Annotated in this window: 14 protein-coding genes and 1 riboswitch; of the genes, 3 read left to right on the top strand and 11 right to left on the bottom strand. The window is 71.7% G+C overall.

The window, feature by feature from the left end; translation table 11 throughout:
- Positions 1 to 17: 17 nt before the first annotated feature.
- The 7 genes from OG219_RS14765 to OG219_RS14735 all read right to left on the bottom strand — a co-directional run bounded on the left by OG219_RS14765 (position 18) and on the right by OG219_RS14735 (position 9325).
- Positions 18 to 1595 (bottom strand): collagen binding domain-containing protein, encoded by a 1578-nt coding sequence (locus tag OG219_RS14765; protein WP_266826673.1) that lies wholly within the window; start codon positions 1593 to 1595, stop codon positions 18 to 20.
- A 626-nt stretch (positions 1596 to 2221) separates the two neighbouring features.
- Positions 2222 to 2635 carry a transglycosylase SLT domain-containing protein gene (locus OG219_RS14760; RefSeq protein WP_266826671.1) on the bottom strand — a complete coding sequence of 138 codons (414 nt, stop codon included), beginning with the start codon at positions 2633 to 2635 and terminating at the stop codon, positions 2222 to 2224.
- A 377-nt stretch (positions 2636 to 3012) separates the two neighbouring features.
- Positions 3013 to 3840, bottom strand: a complete 828-nt coding sequence (locus tag OG219_RS14755; protein ID WP_266826669.1) for an ECF transporter S component — start codon at positions 3838 to 3840, stop codon at positions 3013 to 3015.
- Positions 3837 to 5972, bottom strand: coding sequence for an ABC transporter ATP-binding protein (locus tag OG219_RS14750; protein ID WP_266826667.1), 2136 nt, complete (start codon positions 5970 to 5972; stop codon positions 3837 to 3839). Before OG219_RS14750 ends, OG219_RS14755 begins: the two co-directional genes overlap by 4 nt.
- Positions 5969 to 7018, bottom strand: coding sequence for a CbiQ family ECF transporter T component (locus OG219_RS14745; protein ID WP_266836096.1), 1050 nt, complete (start codon positions 7016 to 7018; stop codon positions 5969 to 5971). The genes OG219_RS14750 and OG219_RS14745 overlap by 4 nt, the downstream gene beginning before the upstream one ends.
- Before the next feature lie 358 nt (positions 7019 to 7376).
- On the bottom strand, positions 7377 to 8003 hold the full coding sequence (locus OG219_RS14740) for an SCO2322 family protein (protein ID WP_266826665.1): 627 nt from the start codon (positions 8001 to 8003) through the stop codon (positions 7377 to 7379).
- Entirely contained in the window at positions 8000 to 9325 is a 1326-nt protein-coding gene (locus OG219_RS14735; protein ID WP_266826663.1) for a prenyltransferase/squalene oxidase repeat-containing protein, read from the bottom strand. Before OG219_RS14735 ends, OG219_RS14740 begins: the two co-directional genes overlap by 4 nt.
- Before the next feature lie 132 nt (positions 9326 to 9457).
- Positions 9458 to 9546, bottom strand: a riboswitch (cobalamin riboswitch).
- 90 nt (positions 9547 to 9636) lie between these two features.
- Between OG219_RS14735 and OG219_RS14730 the strand changes: the two genes are divergently transcribed.
- On the top strand, positions 9637 to 10320 hold the full coding sequence (locus tag OG219_RS14730) for an aminoglycoside phosphotransferase family protein (RefSeq protein ID WP_266826661.1): 684 nt from the start codon (positions 9637 to 9639) through the stop codon (positions 10318 to 10320).
- On the opposite strand, the gene OG219_RS14725 is transcribed toward OG219_RS14730, so the two are convergent.
- A complete protein-coding gene (locus OG219_RS14725; protein ID WP_266826659.1) occupies positions 10310 to 11197 on the bottom strand; it encodes an SDR family oxidoreductase in 888 nt (295 codons plus the stop codon). The genes OG219_RS14730 and OG219_RS14725 overlap by 11 nt on opposite strands.
- Before the next feature lie 205 nt (positions 11198 to 11402).
- Between OG219_RS14725 and OG219_RS14720 the strand changes: the two genes are divergently transcribed.
- Positions 11403 to 12308 carry a LysR family transcriptional regulator gene (locus OG219_RS14720; RefSeq protein ID WP_266826657.1) on the top strand — a complete coding sequence of 302 codons (906 nt, stop codon included), beginning with the start codon at positions 11403 to 11405 and terminating at the stop codon, positions 12306 to 12308.
- Positions 12309 to 12337: 29 nt separating this feature from the next.
- Here the strand turns inward: OG219_RS14720 and OG219_RS14715 are convergent, their stop codons facing one another.
- Positions 12338 to 13645 carry a PP2C family protein-serine/threonine phosphatase gene (locus tag OG219_RS14715; protein WP_266826655.1) on the bottom strand — a complete coding sequence of 436 codons (1308 nt, stop codon included), beginning with the start codon at positions 13643 to 13645 and terminating at the stop codon, positions 12338 to 12340.
- A 194-nt stretch (positions 13646 to 13839) separates the two neighbouring features.
- Between OG219_RS14715 and OG219_RS14710 the strand changes: the two genes are divergently transcribed.
- Positions 13840 to 15933: an NB-ARC domain-containing protein gene (locus OG219_RS14710; RefSeq protein WP_266826653.1), complete on the top strand. Its 2094-nt coding sequence runs from the start codon at positions 13840 to 13842 to the stop codon at positions 15931 to 15933.
- Positions 15934 to 15970: 37 nt separating this feature from the next.
- Here the strand turns inward: OG219_RS14710 and OG219_RS14705 are convergent, their stop codons facing one another.
- Both OG219_RS14705 and OG219_RS14700 read right to left on the bottom strand, forming a co-directional pair.
- On the bottom strand, positions 15971 to 16996 hold the full coding sequence (locus tag OG219_RS14705) for an MBL fold metallo-hydrolase (protein ID WP_266826651.1): 1026 nt from the start codon (positions 16994 to 16996) through the stop codon (positions 15971 to 15973).
- An 86-nt stretch (positions 16997 to 17082) separates the two neighbouring features.
- Positions 17083 to 18204: a serine protease gene (locus tag OG219_RS14700; RefSeq protein ID WP_266826649.1), complete on the bottom strand. Its 1122-nt coding sequence runs from the start codon at positions 18202 to 18204 to the stop codon at positions 17083 to 17085.
- Positions 18205 to 18212: the final 8 nt, after the last annotated feature.

Here is an 18212-nt window from a genome sequence, read left to right as displayed (position 1 = left end):
GAGCCTGGTCCGGTGACTCACGGGTCGATGACGACCTGGCAGTTGTACGTACCCGGACGCAGGTTCTCGAACCTCGCCGAGGTGGGCGTGACGTCCGTCCCGGTCAGTCCGGTGCAGGTGATCGTCGACTCGGTCGCGCCGTCCACCTGCGGGATCGCGGTGATCGTGACGTCCGTCAGCGGGGTGTTGCGGAACGTGGCGGTCTCACCGGTGAACGGGCTGTCGGTACAGCTCGCCTGGTTGTTCACGGTGACCGTCTGGTCGGGGTTGTCTGCGTACCCCGGGTGGTCACCCTCGTGCAGGGTGTAGCTGCCGAAGGGCAGGTCGTTGAAGCAGACCCGGCCTGTGCCCTGCATGTCGGTCGTTCCCTCCCTCACCACGGTGCCGTCGCTCTTGGTGAGGGTGAAGGGCACGTTGTTGTGGGGGTGGTCGCCGGCACCATCGGCCTTGTGCTTGCGCACCTTGGTGACCAGGACCGCACCCTTCTGCCGCTCGTCGACGAAGTCGAGCGACGCCGTCTCGTTGGCGACGACGGTGACGTGCTGGTCGGCCGCCGTGTCGTGGCCCACGGGCGTGAAGGTCTCCACGACCCAGTACTCGCCCCTCGGCACGTTGGGGATGGTGCAGGTACCGGCACCCGCGGTCGTGCACTTCAGCACGGGGTTGGTGACGGTGTCCTCGGTGCCGCGCACCCCGCCGATCGGCGCCTTGTCGTTGTAGAGGGTGAACTCGGCCCCGTTCAGCGTGGCGCCGGTGTCGTCCGTCTTGTTGATCTGGACGCTGCCGCAGTTGGAGAGGTCGATGTCCGTCGGCGGGATGAAGTCCTTCAGCGCCGAGTTGAACGCGTCCGAGGCGCGGCTCTTGAGATACGCCGAGCCGAACGAACGGCAGGTTGTGGTGTTGTTGCCGAAGAGCGCGGACAGCCGGATCTGGGCCTCGCCGAAGGTGCGCGCGCTGTGTGCGCCCAGGCCGTCGCTGTTGGCGGCGGTGATCGCGGTGCTGTTGATCGTGGCGGCGGCGTTCTGCGGGTCGAGAGTGGTCGCCGGCCCCCAGGCGCTCCCCGACCAGGTGCGGGTACGGATGGTCGCGGTGGTGCCGCCCTGCGACAGGTCGTAGGTGATCAGCAGGTCGCCCGTCGTACGCACGTGGGTGTAGCCGTTGGCGCTGATCGTGTCGCTCTGGTTGAGCTCGAAGTCCATGTTCGTGGTGCCCTGCGGCTCCTGGACTCGCGACCAGTACAGGTTCAGGAAGCCGTCGGTGGTGGCGCCTTCCTGATACAGGCCGAAGAACTTCAGGTCGCTCTTGTTCGGCGGGATGCTGCCGTCGACGACCGACGGGACGGCGGTGTCCTCCTTGGCGCCCTGACCGAACGACTCGTCCGTCGCCCCGGTCGGCGTGTCCGCCTTGCGGACCTCGTTGACAGTCTCCCAGTCGTCCGGGCTGTTCGGGTCGTTGACGACCAGGTTGGCGTCGGTGTCGATCTCGAAGTCGCTGCCCGTCAGGCTGGGCGCCGGCGCCTGGGCCGACGCCAGCGCCGGAAGCATCCCGACAGCGAGAACCGCCGCGGTCGCCGCCACCCGGATGCCTACGGACAATCTGCTCTTCCGGCGCCTTCCGGCCTGTCCTGACGATTGCACGGATTGGGTCACTACGAGGTCCTCCCATGGGCACGAGGCCAGTCCACCGTCGCATTCGCGCGACGTGCGTGAGCCACTTCATCATCCGAGAACTGCAAACAAATGCAGCGCTAAACAAATGGCGCTCACCTGCCGCAGTGTCGCGCGGCGAAATTAGCACAGCCGATAAAGTATTCCAGGGAAATGTATCTGTGCGGCAATTCGGCATCACGCGGAATGGAATTTCGAGACTGAATGACTAACACGCGATTCCGATAAGCCCATCGGATGTCGGCGGGAGGCCCCGGGAGTCAGATCGCAGCCGACGCCCCGACGTGCCCGTGCCCGTCAAGTCGTTCTCCCGGACGTGCGGGACATGGTTGTGCACCCAGAAGGGGGTGCCTGCCCTCGGGCGCCTGGGGCAGGTCAACCGGACTGGGCTGCGCCGTGATCAGGAACCGGATCCGAGGAGCCCGACCCTCTGAGGTCGGTTGCAGGGCCCCGGCGATGTCCCGCGGTCGTGGCCCGACCTGCGCGGTGCCCCATGGCAAGTGCCTCCCAGGTTGACCCAACCTGGGAGGCACTTCTCGCTTTGGGAGTCCGGCTCAGTACCAGCCGTTGGCCTGCCAGAAGTTCCAGGCGCCGACCGGGCTGCCGTAGCGGTCGTTCATGTAGTTGAGACCCCACTTGATCTGGGTCTCGGGGTTGGTCTTCCAGTCGGAGCCGGCGGAAGCCATCTTCGAGCCGGGCAGGGCCTGGACCAGGCCGTAGGCGCCGGAGGAAGCGTTGGTGGCGTCCACGTCCCAGCCGCTCTCGTGCTCGACGATCTTGCTGAACGCGTTGAACTGCGCGGCGTCCGGGATCACCTTGTGCGCGATCGTCTTCGCGGAGGAGGCCGAGGTTGTCGCAGCCTGCGCCGGAGCGGCGGTCAGCACCATGCCGGTCGTGGCGGCGGCCAGGGCGGCGGCGGTGAGGGCCTTCTTCGGGGAAGCGATGCGACGGATGATGGAGACGGACACGGAGAACCTTTTTCTTCGGGGACAAGGAGTCGTCGTACACACGCCGGTGCCACGCGGTACGTGGCGGGGAATGCGTGGGCGCCGCGGCCCGGGTGGGCTCGTCGGCGCCTGGCGACTGCTCCAGAGAAACAGGCTCAGGGTCCGTCCGCAATGACCCCTTTTACTAGTGGTGGTCGCATGCGAGTAGAAAGTACCTTGTGTGATCTGGCTCTCAAACCCCAGGTCAGAGGGGTTGCGGGCGCGTACATGTCATCAATTTCGACTACTACCGCGCTTCGTATGTGACCAAGGTCCTGTGGGCCGCCTCACCCCGCGTGTGACGGACCGCGTACGCGTGTGCACGGGGTGCGGCCGGGCGGTGTGACGGGCGCCGCAGATCAACTGGGTTCGAACGTGACCGGGGTCTCGAAAGCGGCCCGCCGCGTGGCCCGGCGCAGCGCCTTGAGGAGGGTCGCGCCGAGCGTGAGGGTCAGCACGACGGTGACGACGGCGCGGCCCAGGTCCCAGCCGAGCGAGGTGGCCAGGCAGTACGCGACGAAGCGGGCCAGGTTGGCGGAGAGGGCGTCCCCCGGGTCGAAGGCGACGTTCGAGGCCTGGGCGTCCATGAAGGGCCAGCCGGCGAGGTTCATGAAGGTGCCGTATGCGAAGGCCGCGAGGAACCCGTACGCGGCGAGCATCGCCAGCTCCGCGCGCCCGCGCAACCGGTCAGGGCCCGGCAGCAGCCCGGCGCCCATCGTGAACCAGCCCATGGCCAGCATCTGGAACGGCATCCATGGCCCCACCCCGCCCGTGAGCAGCGCCGACGCGAACATCGTCACGGACCCGAGCACGAACCCGAACCCCGGCCCGAGCACCCGCCCGCTCAGCACCATCAGGAAGAACATCGGCTCGATCCCGGCGGTCCCGGCCCCGATCGGCCGCAGCGCGGCGCCGGTGGCGGCCAGTACGCCGAGCATCGCCACGGCCTTCGGACCGAGACCGGACTCCGAGATCGTCGCGGCGACGACCCCTACGAGGAGGACGAGGAGGCCCGCGAAGAGCCATGGCGCGTCCTGTGCGTGTGCGCTGACCTGGGAGGACGGGTCGGCGAAGAGGGGCCAGGTGAAACCGGCGAGGCCGATGGCGCCGGTGAGGGCCAGGGCGAGGACGGAGCGGGGTCCGAGGCGGATGGCGCGGGCCTGGCGCTGGGGCCGGCGGGTGGTCATGAGAGCGCCTCCCTGACCTGGGAGACGGTCAGCCACGGCTGCGGGGCCAGGATCTTCGTGACCTGAGGGGCGAAGGAGGGGGACGCGACGACCACCTCGGCGGTGGGCCCGTCGGCGACGACCTCGCCGTCCGCGAGGATCACCACGCGGTGGGCGAGCTCGGCGGCGAGCTCCACGTCGTGGGTGGCCAGGATGATCGCGTGGCCCTCGGCGGCCAGCGTGCGCAGGAGGGTGACCAGGCGGGCCTTCGCCGCGTAGTCGAGGCCGCGGGTCGGCTCGTCGAGGAGCAGCAGCGGGGGGCGGGCCGTCAGCACGACGGCCAGCGCGAGCGCCAGCCGCTGGCCCTCCGACAGGTCACGCGGGTGCGTGTCGTCGCCGATACCCGGCAGCAGCTCGGACACCAGCGCCCGGCAGGTACCGGGCCCGGCGCCCGCATCGGCATCGGCCGCCGCGCACTCGGCGGCCACCGTGTCCGCGTACAGCAGATCCCGCGGTTCCTGCGGTACGAGACCCACGCGGCGTACGAGGTCCCGCGGGGCGGCGCGATGCGGGACCGCCCCACCGACCCGCACGGATCCGGCCGCCGGTTCGACCAGGCCGACCAGCGCCGCGAGCAGCGTGGATTTCCCGGCGCCGTTCCGTCCCATCAGCGCGATGGTCTCGCCGGGGGCGGCGGTGAGATCGACGCGGCGGAGTGCCTCGACGCGGCCGCGGCGGATGGTTAGGGCTTCGACCTCGGCTGGATGCTGGGGTGCTGGAGGGTAGGGGGCGTGCCTGCGTAGGAGCCGGGTGAGGTAGGAGGTGGGGCGGGGGTGTGCGGGGCGAGGTGGGGTGGGGGCGCCGGCGGTCGGCGCGTGCGCTGTCGCTTCGCTCGCGCTCGCGCTGGGGGTCGCTTCGCTCGCGCTGGCACCCGTGTCGGGCGTTGCTTCGCCCGCACCTGCACCTGCACCTGCACCCGCGCCGTGCGTTGCTTCGCTCGCACTCGCGCTGGGGGTCGCTTCGCTCGCGCTCGCGCTGGCACCCGCGTCGGGCGTTGCTTCGCCCGCACTCGCACTGGCACTGGCACCCGCGTCGGGCGTTGCTTCGCCCGCGCTCGCGCTGGCACCCGCGCCCTGCGTTGCTTCGCCCGCACCCGCACTCGCGCGCGGCCTTACGGCCTCGGACTGCGTGGCGGCCGCCTTGATGGCCGGGTCGGCCGGACTGTCTCCGCTCGGCGTGACCTCGTGGGGTGTGGCCGCCCGGCCGGCTGCGGGGGTTGCGCCGGAGGCGGCCGCCGCCTTGCCGGGAGTGGCGGCCGTGACTGGGGCCGGTGCCGTCGTGGCCAGCCGCTCCCTTAGCGCGCCCGCTCTGCGGCGGGCGTCGCGGACCGTCAGGGGTAGTGGGGACCAGTCGGCCAGGCGGCCCAGGGCCACCACCGGTGGGTACACCGGGGACACCGCCATCACCTCGGACGGGGGGCCGAGGAGGGGGGCGGCTCCCGGGGAGCGGAGGAGGACGACCTGGTCGGCGTACTGGATGACGCGTTCCAGGCGGTGTTCGGCGAGGAGGACCGTGGTGCCGAGGTCGTGGACGAGGCGTTGGAGGACGGCGAGGACCTCCTCCGCGGCGGCGGGGTCGAGGGCCGACGTGGGTTCGTCGAGGACCAGGACCTTCGGGTGCGGGGTGAGCACCGAGCCGATGGCGACGCGCTGCTGCTGGCCGCCGGAGAGCGTCGCGATCGGGCGGTCGCGGAGGTCGGCGAGGCCGAGGAGGTCGAGGGTCTCCTCCACGCGGCGGCGCATCACGTCCGGCGCCAGGCCCAACGACTCCATGCCGTAGGCGAGTTCGTCCTCGACCGTGTCCGTGACGAAGTGGGACAGCGGGTCCTGGCCCACCGTCCCTACGACATCGGCGAGTTCACGGGGCTTGTGCGTGCGGGTGTCCCGGCCGGCGACCGTGACCCGGCCGCGCAGGGTGCCCCCGGTGAAGTGGGGGACCAGACCGCTGACCGCGCCGAGGATCGTCGACTTGCCGACCCCCGACGGGCCGACCAGCAGCACGAGTTCGCCCTCGGGGACCTCGAAGTCCACGCCCTGGACGGTGGGTTCGGCGACCCCGTCGTACGTCACGGAGACATCCTCGAAGCGGATCATGAGGGTTGCTTCCTGGGAGTTGGGGCGGGGGCCGGGGTGACGAAGGCGGGCAGCAGGCCCAGCAGGATCGCCGCCGCCGGCCAGAGCGGGAGGGTGGGGGCCACCAGGGGTACGACGCCGGGGCGCAGCGCCGACGGGTCGTACGACGCGGAGACGATCAGCAGAGCGGCGACGGCGACCCCCGACCCCGCGACCAGCCAGGCCCGTACGCCCCACGCGTCCGGCCGGTACCGCGTCCGCAGCGAGCGACGGCCGCCCAGCCACAGGCCGCCGAGCGCCGCGGCCAGTCCGGCGAGGAGTACGGGCAGGCCGTACGTCCCGCCTTCGGCGGTCAGCAGGCCGTACGTTCCCGCGCAGACGCCGAGCAGGCCGCCCAGCGTCAGGGCGGCCGTGGTGCGGCGGACGGCGGGCGGTACCTCGGCCGTCCTGCCGTACCCGCGTGCGTCCATCGCCGCCGCCAGCGCGACCGAGCGCTCCAATGCGCCCTCCAGGACCGGGAGTCCGACGTGCAGCAGGCCGCGCAGGCCCCGGTCGGAGCGGCCCCGCAGACGGCGGGCGGCGCGCAGTCGCTGGGCGTCCGCGATCAGGTTCGGCGCGAACGTCAGCGCGACGACGACGGCCACGCCTGCCTCGTACAGGGCGCCCGGCAGCGACTTCAGGAGCCGCGCCGGGTTGGCGAGGGCGTTCGCCGCGCCTACGCAGATGAGGAGCGTGGCCAGTTTCAGGCCGTCGTACAGCGCGAAGACCAGGCCCTCGGCGGTGACCCGGCCGCCTATGCGGATGCCTTGGGCCCAGTGGGGGAGGGGGACTTCGGGGAGGGTGACGAGGATGTGCGTACCGGGGATGGGGGAGCCGAGGACGACGGCGAAGGCTAGGCGGATGCCGAGTACGGCTATGCCGAGCTTGACGAAGGCGCCGTAGGAGCGGGCCCAGGGGGCCTCGCTCCTTCTCACCGCCACTACGTATCCGGCTACGCCGATGAGGAGGGTGAGGAGGAGTGGGTTCGTGGTGCGGGAGGCGGCTGTTCCCAGGCCCAGGGCCCAGATCCACCAGGCGCCGGGGTGGACGGCGTTGGTGCGGGTCGCCTCCGGCGTGGGGTTACGGCGTCGGAGGTGGCCCCCTGTTTTGTCGGCGCCCGGCGCTGGTGGCTGTGCCCACCCGTCCCGCCCTGCGGGACGATTGCCCACAGCGGTAGCGGGGGAGGCGCGCCCCCGCCGGGCGAGGCGTTTGCCGGCAGCGGCAGCGGCAGCGGCAGCGGCAGCCGGAGCTGGAGCGGCAGCCGGAGCCGGAGCGGCAGCCGGGGCCGGAGTCGGAGCGGCAGCGGGAGCCGGAGCCGGTGCCCCGCTCCGAGGTTGGGCCTGAGGCGCGGCCTCGTTTTTGTCCTTGCCCGTTGTCATCGTTGGCTCAGTTTCGGCGGCGGCGACGGGTCTGCCAGATTGCCGCGGTGGCCAGTGCCGTGACGGCTGCTGCTCCGGCCAGGAGGCCCAGGGACGGGCCGCCTTGGGCGGGCGGCTTGGGCTTGGAGGTGGTGGAGACCTGGTCGGCGCAGCCTGTTCGCGGGTAGGCCGCGATGGCGCAGAGGAGGGCGTTGGTGTCGTAGCGGAGGGGTTTCGCGACGGAGGCCAGGGCTTCGGCGGAGGTGGCGTCGGAGGGGACGCGGGCGCAGACCGTACGCGGGGACGGTGGGGTCTCGCCGGACGGCGCGTCCGTGGACGTACCGAAGTCGATGACGAGGGCCACGCGCTTCTTGTCCTGCTGGGCGGGCGACTTGGCGCAGATCGAGGCGAAGTCCGTGTCGCCGCGCGGCTTCGACGCCTGCTGCGAGTCCTCGCTCACCGCGAAGCGGAAACCCTGGACGTCGCCGTCGGACGGCCGCGCGGTCGACGGCCCCTGCGTCGCGTACGTCCACTCGCCGCCGGTGAGGTCCCAGAAGGACCAGTAGCGGTAGCCGGCGGCCTGGGCCTGCCCCGCCGTACCGAGCAGGAGGAGGAGAACGGTGAGGACCAGGGCCGTCGTACCGCGTCGCCTCACGGCTGCTGCCTCTTGTTGCGGCCGCTGATCAGGAAGCCGACGCCGATACCGCAGACGAGACCGACGCCGACGATCCACCAGACGCCGGGCCCGTCGCTGTCGCTCTCCTCGTCGGCACTGGGGGCAGTCGATTCCTCGGTCGATCCGGCGGCCGCCTGCGGCGCAGGACCCGTCGCGCCCAGCTGCTCGACGAGGTCCCGGCCGCCGAAGTCGCGCGGATCGGAGCCGCTGGCGTGCGCGGCGAGGATCAGCTGCGCGTACGCGGCCGGTCCGCTCTGCTCGGCCCACTGCGCGGAGTTGCTCTCCAGCCAGCTCACCGAGTCGGCCGCCGCGTCGGCGTGGCCCGCGGTGGTGAGCGCCACGACCGCGTCCGCGGTGTTGCCGAAGTCGGGCTGGTCCTCGGAGCCGGGCAGCGCCGACGTGAGGTACTTGTCCTTTGCGAGCGCCTCGGCGAGGTACGCGGCACCGTTCTGCGCGGCCTGCTCGGGGTCGGCGCCGGTGGCCGCCTTGCACGAGGCGCCGTCGCCGGCCGGCTTCACGGTTTCACCGGCGAAGCCCTTGCCGAGCGAGCCGGTCACGGCCGCCGCGGTCGCGTCGGCGTTCGCCGCGAGCTTCCCCTTCTTGTCCGGCTGGTAGGCGAAGGCGCCGCCACCGTCCGCGCCGCAGGGGATCGACAGCTCCGCCAGGGCGTCGTACGGAGACTCGCCGCTCTTGGAGGTGACGTCCAAGGGCTTCTCGCCCGTGGCGGCCAGCGCCCCGATCACCACGGACGTGGAGTTCGCGTCGCTCGCCCCGCCCGCGACGTATCCCCACCCGCCGTCCGCGTTCTGCACGGACTTCAGCCAGGCGACGGCCCTGCCCGTCTCGGAGTCGTGCCCGCCGAGGGCGGCGAGGGCCTGTACGGCGGCCGCCGTGTTGTTGGTGTCGACCATCGTCTTGGCGTCGCACTTCGCGGTGGCGTCGGCGCGGTACGGAGCGAACCCTCCGTCCGCGCACTGCTGCCCGGTCAGCCAGTCGACGGCCTTGGCCGCGGGCTTCACCCCCACGGTGTGCTGGGCGAGCAGCGCCAGCGACTGGCGCCAGACGCCGTCGTAGGTGGGGTCGGTGGAACCGTACAGACCGGACGGAACCGCCGGGGAGGGAGAGGAAGAGGCAGAAGAGGCCGCGTCGTCGGCCAGTGCGGCCGGTGCGACGGCCGTACCGATCACGACGGTCGTGGCCGATACCGCGGCCAACACCGCGGCACGTACCGCGACGTGTGCCGTAGCGCGTACCCCGACGCGTGCCGTGCCGTCTACCGCGGCGCTGCGGCGAACAATCATGACTCTCCCCTGTGGGGGATCCGGGCAGCACCGGGCACGCAGGAGTATCCGGGCGGCTCCGGCCCCGTATGCCTCGACGGTGCCGACCACCGGCGGACCGCCGATGGCACGAGCCGGTCACGTCCCGGACGTGGCGATCCGGCTCACCACCTGTTCAAGCCGTTCAGGCTGCTCAAGTGGCTCACGGTTGCGGGTCAGCGCCGGATTTGCACCGGCTTCCCCCCGTACGGGTGTGATGACGACGCGTTCACTCTACCGGCCCACCGGACAGCCCCTGAGGGCCGCCTGTGCGCCCCGGGTAGGTTCGGGCCATGAGGACGACGGGGAGACTGCTCGGCTCGGGGCGTACGGCGGACGTCTACGAGATAGACGCCGCGTGGGTACTGCGGCGGGACCGCGAGGGGTGGGGCGACGCCGCCGCCGAGGCCGCGGTGATGGAACACGTACGGGGACACGGTTTTCCGGTGCCGGGTGTGCGGCTTGCGACCCGTACCGACCTGGTGATGGAGCGGCTGTCCGGGCCGACCATGCTGGAGGCGTTCGGAGTGGGCCTGCTCGGCCCCCGGGAGGCCGGCGTCACCCTCGCCCGGCTGCTGCGCGCGCTGCACGCCGTGCCCGCCCGGCTCTCCGCCGACCCCGCCGTGCGCGTCCTGCACCTGGACCTTCACCCCGACAACGTGATGCTCACCCCCGAGGGTCCGAAGGTCATCGACTGGGCCAACACCGAGGAGGGTCCGCCCGGACTCGACTGGGGCATGTCCGCCGTGATCCTCGCCCAGGTCGCCGTCGGCGGCGAACTCCACGCGGAGGTGGCTCGTGAGGCACTGACCGCGATGCTCGGGGACGGCACACCCGGCGTGACCGACGCCGGCCTCACGGAGGCGAGGCGGCGACGGGCGGCCAATCCGACGATGAGCGAGGCGGAGGTCCAAGTCCTCGGGGATGCCGAGGAGTTGATACGTGGGCTCCTGCCGCCCCAGGTGCTCAGCCCTTGAAGTAGTGGGCTTCCTCAAGGTCCGGGATGAGCCCGGGCTGCACGGGCTGCCACCCCAACCGCTTCCGAGTCAGGGCGCTCGACGCGGGGACGTCCAGCGCCAGGATGGCTCCGAGCCAGCCGAAGTGGTCCGCCGTCTCCTCGCGGGAAACGGTGGTCACCGGCAGTTCCAGCTGCCGGCCGATGACGCCGGCGATGTCGCGGACCGGTACCCCCTCCTCGTCGACCCCGTGCAGTCGTGTTCCCGCGGGCGCCGCTTCCAGAGCCAGCCGGAACAGGTGCGCGGCGTCGAGCCGGTGCACGGCGGGCCAGCGGTTGGAACCGTCGCCCGGGTAGGCCGAAACACCCTTGGCCCGGGCGATGTCGATGATCCGCGGGACGAAACCGTGATCACCTTCGCCGTGCACCGTCGGCGGGAGCCGCACCGCCGAGACGCGCACACCGCGCTCGGCGAACGGCAGCGCCGTCTGCTCCGAGACCCGCGGCACTACGGTCGACTCGGGCACCCCGTCCTCCTCCGTCACGAGACGGCCGGGCGCGAACGCGGTCCCGGAGGCGACGACGAAGGGCCGGCCGGTTCCCGCGAGCGCCTCGCCGAGCGTCTCGATGGCACGCTGATCCGTCCGGGCGGCGTTCGCGAAGTCGGTGAAATCGTGGACGAACGCGGTGTGAATCACCCCGTCCGCCGCCACCGCTCCGGCCCGCAGACTGTCGAGGTCACCGAGGGAGCCGCGGTGCACCTCGGCCCCGGAGGCAGCCAGTGACGCGGCGGACTCGTCCGAGCGGGCGAGGCCGAGTACCTGATGCCCGGCGTCGATGAGCTCGCGGACGACGGCGCTGCCGATGAATCCGGTCGCGCCGGTGACGAACACGCGCATGGTGCGCTCCTTACGGCATGCCAGTTACGGCATGCCAGCTATGGCTTGCGAGTCATGGCTTGCGGGTTATGTCCAGGACTCTGGGCGTGCCGTGGGTTCCGCGTCCAAGGCCGGTTCCGTATGAGGCGATACGAAACAGGCATCACCCCAGGTCAGAATGCATGCAGCGGTCTGGTCGGCGAGTGGAGCTGGATACCATTCAGGCATGACCGACTCGTCGCCGCCTCCGCCGGACCTCGATCTGCGGCTGGTGCGGTACTTCACCGTCGTGGCCGAGAACCTGCACTTCGGCCGTGCCGCCGACGTCCTCCACATCAACCAGCCGTCCCTGAGCCGCCAGATCCGCCGCCTGGAGCAGCAGTTGGGCGCCCGGCTCCTCGACCGCACCTCACAGGGAAGCAGGCTCACCGAGGCCGGGGAGGTCTTCCTGCCCCGGGCCAAAGCGCTGCTGCGGTCCGCCGCCCAGGCCGCGGCCCACACCCGTGCGGCCGCCGAGCCCAGCCGGATCACCATCGGGTACACGATGGGCATCATCGTCACCCCGGCGGTACGCGCACTGCGGCGCCGGCACCGGGACGCCGACGTACAGGCCCTGTACGTGGCGTGGAACGAACGGCGCGGGTGCCTGCTCGATCGCCGAGTGGACGCGCTGGTGACCCGACTGCCGTTTCCTACCGACCAGTTGCATGTGACGGTCCTCTACGACGAGCCCCGGGGCCTGCTCATGCCCATCGGCCACCGCCTGGCCGGCAAGGAATCCGTCACCCTCGACGACATCGCCGACGAACCCCTGCTCCGCGTGCCCGACGCGGACTGGAACGCCTTCTGGCGCATCGACCCCCGGCCCGACGGAAGCCGGGCACCAGACGGACCCCTGGTCGAGGACTTCGAGAACAAGCTCGAACTCGTCGCCGACGGCCAGGCCATGACCATCATCCCGGCCGTCGCGGGCGGCCACCGCCCCGACCTCACCATGGTCCCGCTGCACGGCGTCGAGCCGAGCCACGTCGTACTGGCGACCCGCGCCGACGACCGCAGCCGCCTCCTGGCGGACTTCCGCACCTGCGCCCAGAGCCATCTCGACGGCCCGAGCCGGGGCCTCGACGACTGACTTCGGTCAGGACCGACTCGTACGCCATTTCACAGCGTGCGTACCGGGATCGGCGATGCCGCCGGCTGACACAGGACGAGGGCCAGGTCGTCGGTGAGGGTGGTGCCGGTGTGGGCGGTCAGGCGGGTGTAGAGGGTGTGGAGGGCCTCTTGGGGGAGGGGCTCGCGCAGGGCGAGGGCGGCTTCGCCCAGGACGGGGAAGGGGGTGCCTTCCGGGTCGCGGGCCTCGGTCAGGCCGTCGGTGTAGAGGAGGAGGCGGTCGCCGGGCTGGAGTCGTACGCGGTACTGGCGGGGGTCCGGGCGCAGGCCCAACGGCGGTGTGGGGACCAGGGGTTCGAGGAACTCGACGCGGTGGCCGGAGCGCAGGGGCGGCGGGTGGCCGCAGTTGACGAGGCGTACCTCGCCGGGTGAGAACTCGGCGAACACCGCGGTGACGAAGTCCTCGGGGCCCAGCTCGGGGGCGAGGCGGGCGTCCAGGGCGCCGGTCAGGGCGGTCAGGGTGGGCGCGGTGTAGGCGAGTTCACGGAAGCCCGCGATCGTCTCGGCGGTCAACCGGACGGCGTCGAGGCCGTGGCCGCGCACGTCACCGACGAGGACGCGCAGTCCGTACGGTGTCACCGCGACGTCGTACAGATCGCCGCCGACGGTCGATTCGCGGGCGGCGCAGTGGTACCGGGTGTGCACCTGAGTGCCGTCCAGGGTGCGGGAGATGGGCCGCAGGATCGCCTCCTGGGTGATCCGGGCCACCTCCCGGGTCCGGGCGAGCGCCACGATGAGCCGCTCGCGCTGCCGGGCCGCGTACACGGTGAAGGCGCAGCCGAGCAGTAGTCCGCTCCACTGCACGCCGAAATCGAAACCCGGCACCGAACCGTCGCCGATCCCCATCGCCAGGCCCAGCGCTGCCGACCAGCAGCAGACCATCACGGTGTGCCGCACCCCGAACCTGACGCACGCGAGCAGCGGGCCGATCAGCAACAGCGTGATGAGCGGCGGCACCCGGGAGACGAGCAGATCCGGCACGGCGATCAGCAGACAGGCGATCAGCGGGGCGGGCAGCAGCCACCGGGCCCGCCACTCCGCCGCGAGCGGCACCGACAGGCGTCCCTGCGCCCGCTTCTCGATGCCCGGCCGGGTCGGCAGCCGTCGCCGAGACCGTCTCTCGGTGTCCCGTTGGGTGTGCAGTCGTCGCCTAGCCCGTCTCCCGATGTCCGGTTGGGCCGGCAGTCGTCGCCGTGCCCGCTTCTCGATGCCCAGTTGAGCCGGCAGCCGGCGCGTCGGCCTCGTGGCGTCCCCGGGCCACCTCTCGTCGCCCTCACCGCCTCCGCCCGTGGCGGCCATCCGTTCCTCAGCTCCCTCTCGCCCATCACTCACTCACCCGACAATCACCGAATATCGCCCTCCCTCACGCCACCAACAGGGAGTTGATCGCATCTCGTCGAAAGGTGCCCGGAAGTGACGGGGCCCTGTCGCCTTTCTGTCCGAGTTGTCGGACAGCGGTAACGCGTGACCATGGCCAGGTCAGACTGGTCGGTGTGTCCGACGAGACGAGCGACGAGACGAGCACGGGGCGAGAGCGCCGTCCCGGCAATCTGCTTCCGGAGACGCGGAGTTTCGTCGGGAGAGGCGAGGAACTCGCCTGGCTGGACGGAGAGTTGGACCCCGGGGTCGGTGTCGGCCGCCTTGTGAGCCTCGTCGGGGTCGGCGGGGTCGGCAAGACGCGGCTCGCGGCACGGGCCGCCGCCCGGGTCCGGGACGCCTACCCCGACGGCGTCTGGCTGGTGGAGCTCTCCGCACTGCACACCGCGGGACTGGTGGGCCTGGCCGTCGTGGAGGCGCTGCGGCTCGCCGACCAGTCGACGGGACCGGTCACCGAGGTGGTGGCCGAATGGGCCAAGGGCAAGCGGCTGCTGCTGATCCTCGACTCCTGCGAACACGTGCTCGCGGACTGCGTGGTGCTCGTCGAAACCCTGCTGCCCGTCCTGCCGGGGCTGCGCATCCTCGTCACCAGCCGGGAGCAGCTCGGCCTGCCGGGCGAGCGCGTCCTGCACGTGGATCCGCTGCCGGTCGCCGACGACGCGGTGGCCCTGTTCGCCGAACGCGCGGCCGCCACCGGATTCGCCCTCGACGACACCAACCGCCCCGCGGTGGAAGCCGTCTGCCGCCACCTCGACGGCATCCCCCTCGCCATCGAACTCGCGGCCGTCCGCCTCTCCGAACTCTCCCTGGCCGAACTGCACGGCCGCCTCGGCGAACACCTCCCCTCCCGGCTCGACCTGCTCATGTCCCCGCAGGCCGCGGGACCCCCGCGCCACCACACCCTCCGTACGGCCATCGGCTGGAGCCACGAACTGTGCGCACCGCTGGAACGGCTGCTCTGGGCCCGGCTCTCGGTGTTCGCGGGCGGCTTCTGTCTGAACGCCGCCGAGGAGGTCTGCGCGGGCGGCCCGCTGCCCGCCGGGCGGATCGCCGAGCTGCTCGCCCGGCTCGTCGAGCAGTCCATCGTGCGACGCCACCGCACCGACCCGGCACGCTTCCAATTCCTCGACACGGTAAGGGAGTTCGGCGCCGACTGGCTGCGCGCGCTCGGTGAGGAGAAGGACGTACGCCTGCGCCACCGTGACCACTACCGGCGCCTGGCCCGCGAGGGCTGCGCCGAGTGGAACACCGGACGCCAGGCGGCCTGGTGCGAGCGCGTCCTCACCGAACACGCCAACTTCCGTGCAGCCGTGGACTGCGCGCTCACCGAACCCGACAGCCGTGTCGCCCTCGCCATGGCCGCCGACGCCGGCTTCCTCTGGCGGCACTGCGGCTATCTGCGCGACGCCCAGCACTGCCTGGACCTGGTGCTCGCCACCGACCCGGCCCCCGGACCCGACCGCACCCGCGCCCTGTGGGCACGCGGCGCGGTCGCGCTGCTCCAGGGTGACCTGGAGGCCGCGGCCGGCTGGGCGGAGCGGTGCACGGAGGCGGCCGAGGCGCAGGGCGATCCGGTGGCGGTGGTGGCCGCCGCGTACGTCTCGGGCGGCCAACTGGCCCTGAGCGGACGGCTGTCCGAGGCGATCGACCTGCTGTCCGGCACCCCCCGGCTGTCCGTCCGGGAGGACGCGTACGGCGCCGCCCAGCTCCAGGTCCGGGTGGCGCTCTCCTTCGCGCACATGCTGCGCGGCGAGCACGACCGGGCGCGTGCGGTGGCCGAGGAGGCGCACGAGGCAAGCGTGCAGTGCGGCGAGTCGTGGGCGGGCGCCTTCGCCGACGGTATCGTCGCCCAGACGGACCTGGCCCGCGGGGACGTCCGCGCGGCGGTCGCCAACGCCCGCACCGCCCTTGCCGGACACGCCCTGATGCACAACACGGTCGGCGCGGCCATGGCCCTCGACGTCCTCGCCGCCGCGGTCGTCGCGGCCGGCGACGGCCACCGAGCGGCCCGCCTCCTCGGCATCGGCGAACACGTCTGGGAACTCACCGGCCGCGCCCAGATGGACTCACCCGACCTCCTCGCCACCCGCCTCTCCCACGAACTCCGCGTCCGCGACGAGATCGGTGACCTGGCCTACGAGCAGGCGTACCAGGAGGGGCACACCATGCCGTACGAGGAGGGCCTCGACTACGCGGCCCACGGTCGCTGACGGGTCGGGCCGGTGCCGGACCGCGAAGGTGTGGCGGCTACACGGCGACGTACGTCACCGGATCGCTGCCCGTCACCGCCTCCGCCCGCCCCAGTTTCACCAGCCTCCGCACATGGGCCTCGGCCTCCGACACCGCGATGTTCCGCGATCCGTAGGGGATTTGATCCCAGGGCCGGTTCCATTCCATCCGCTCGGCGAGCTGCCAGGGGGTGAGCGGGACGGAGAGGAGCGTAAGGAGGCCGGTGAGGCGTTCCTCGTGGTGGGTGAGCAACTCCCCTACACGGGAAGGGGCGTCGGCGAACGCGTGCTGGTGGGCCGGGAGGACCTCCGCGGGGGCGAGACGGCCGACTCGCTCCAGGGAGTCGAGGTAGTCGCCGAGCGGGTCGGTGACGGTGGCGTCGTCCGGATCCTCGTACAGGCCGATGTGCGGAGTGATCTGCGGGAGCAGGTGATCGCCGGAGAACAGGCGGCCGTTGCCCGGGAGTTGGGCCGGGTGGGTCTCCTCCAGGTGGAGGCAGACATGACCGGGGGTGTGGCCGGGGGTCCAGATCGCGCGGAGGCGGCGGCCGGGCAGTTCGAGGAGTTCGCCGGGGACGATCTCGCGGTCGGGGAGCGCGGGGGAGAAGCCGGGGAAGGTGCTGGAGCGGGCGCCGCGCAGGGGTGCCACGTGTTCCTCGGGCGCCCCCGCCGCCGTCAGCTTCGCCGTCATGTACGCGAACCACCGCTCGGGCCGGTTCTCCCGCGTCCGCCGTACGATCGCGGCGTCCGCGGCGTGCATCGCGAGCCACGCCCCGGAAGCCTCCCGCACCCTGCCCGACAGGCCGTGGTGGTCGGGATGGTGGTGGGTGATGACCACGCCGTGCACGTCGGCGACCGAGGTGCCGCAGGCGGTGAGCCCTTCGGCGAGGGTGTCCCAGGAGGTGGGGTCGTCCCAGCCGGTGTCGATCAGGACCGGGCCGCGGTCGTTGTCGACGACGTACACGAGCGTGTGCCCGAGGGGATTGTCGGGGATGGGGACCTCGATGGACCGTACGCCCCCGCCGTGGTCGGTCACCTTCGTCATGGGCTCCCCTGTCGCCGGTTCCGGCCACTATAACTAGAACCAGTTCCAATGGGAGCCCAAGTCACCTGACGGGTGCGGGCAATGGGTCAGGCGCTGTCGTTGACCGCGTTGATGACCGCCACCGCGTTGGCGTCGTGGGTGGAGGAGAAGAGGTCGTCGTCGAGGCGCTCATCCGTGGTGGCGTCCGACTCGTAGTGGCTGTTGGCGCCGACGATCTGCGGATTGGAACTCAGTGCGCCGATGAACATCGGGCCGCCGCTGGCGCCCTTGCCCATGTCGCAGTCCATCTTCAGCCTGTCGTCCAGAGGGTTCAGCGACGAGGCGTCCTCGGTGTTGCCGAAGCAGTACATCATCTGCTCGCCGTCCATGTCGGTGCGGTTGTAGCCCTCGCCCGGGTAGCCGACGGTGAACGCTTCGTCGTAGTCGGTGACGGAGCCGAACTGGTAGCCCAGCGCGCCGATGTTGTCCTGGATGTTGCCGTACGTGTCGCTCGGGGACAGCACCACGGCGGCCATGTCGGACTCCTCGCTGTCACCCTCCTCCAGCCATTCGGTGGGCGCGTACTCCCGGTCCGCGACCCAGACGCCCCACGGCTCCTGGCCGTCCTTGTAGCCCGGGATGAACTGGAAGTTGCTGAACCAACCCGCGTCCCCGCTGCCGTCGCCCAGGTGGACGCAGTGGGCCGCGGTCCAGATGGTGTTCGCGGTGTCCGAAACGATCACCGACGCGGAGCAGGCGCCCGGGCTGCCGTCGGGTTCGGTGTAGAAGAGCTTGCCCACGACGACGTTGGGGATGGAGGTGGAGGCCGGGACGTCCTGGGCGACTGCGATGTCGGCGGCCGCTGCCGCCTGGGTGGAGACGGTGGAGGAGACGGTGGCGAGGGTGGGCGATGCGGCTCCGGCGGCGGGCTGGACCGCGTCGGCGGAAGCGGTGACATGCTCGGCGTCGGCGGCGGACGTGCCCGCGAGGGCCCGCTCGCTCTTGACGTTCCCGGCGGGCACTGAGGGCAGCCGCTCGGGGGCGGCGAGTGCTCTCTTCATCCGCTCAGGGGTCCAGTAGGCCAGGACCTCCTCGGGCGACTTGGTCTCGACGTCGACGCCGACGCCGGACGGGGTCGCCGCCGGGGCTGCCGCCGAGGCCGGGGCGACCAGGCCTGCCAGCAGTACGGCGGTACAGGCCGCGGTGGTGGTCAGGAGCTTGAGTTTCATCTGCCTTG

It is taken from the genome of Streptomyces sp. NBC_00038 (assembly GCF_026343635.1).
GTDB lineage: Bacteria > Actinomycetota > Actinomycetes > Streptomycetales > Streptomycetaceae > Streptomyces.
Note: the sequence above shows the minus strand (reverse complement) of the source record. Positions and strands in the feature narration are given on the sequence as shown.

Bases quoted from the DNA above. Each gene is read 5' to 3' on its own strand.
- OG219_RS14755 (WP_266826669.1), bottom strand. From the start codon at position 3,840: ATGACCACCCGCCGGCCCCAGCGCCAGGCCCGCGCCATCCGCCTCGGA.
- OG219_RS14750 (WP_266826667.1), bottom strand. From the start codon at position 5,972: ATGATCCGCTTCGAGGATGTCTCCGTGACGTACGACGGGGTCGCCGAA.
- OG219_RS14735 (WP_266826663.1), bottom strand. From the start codon at position 9,325: ATGATTGTTCGCCGCAGCGCCGCGGTAGACGGCACGGCACGCGTCGGG.
- OG219_RS14730 (WP_266826661.1), top strand. From the start codon at position 9,637: ATGAGGACGACGGGGAGACTGCTCGGCTCGGGGCGTACGGCGGACGTC.
- OG219_RS14725 (WP_266826659.1), bottom strand. From the start codon at position 11,197: ATGCGCGTGTTCGTCACCGGCGCGACCGGATTCATCGGCAGCGCCGTC.
- OG219_RS14720 (WP_266826657.1), top strand. From the start codon at position 11,403: ATGACCGACTCGTCGCCGCCTCCGCCGGACCTCGATCTGCGGCTGGTG.
- OG219_RS14715 (WP_266826655.1), bottom strand. From the start codon at position 13,645: ATGGCCGCCACGGGCGGAGGCGGTGAGGGCGACGAGAGGTGGCCCGGG.
- OG219_RS14705 (WP_266826651.1), bottom strand. From the start codon at position 16,996: ATGACGAAGGTGACCGACCACGGCGGGGGCGTACGGTCCATCGAGGTC.
- OG219_RS14700 (WP_266826649.1), bottom strand. From the start codon at position 18,204: ATGAAACTCAAGCTCCTGACCACCACCGCGGCCTGTACCGCCGTACTG.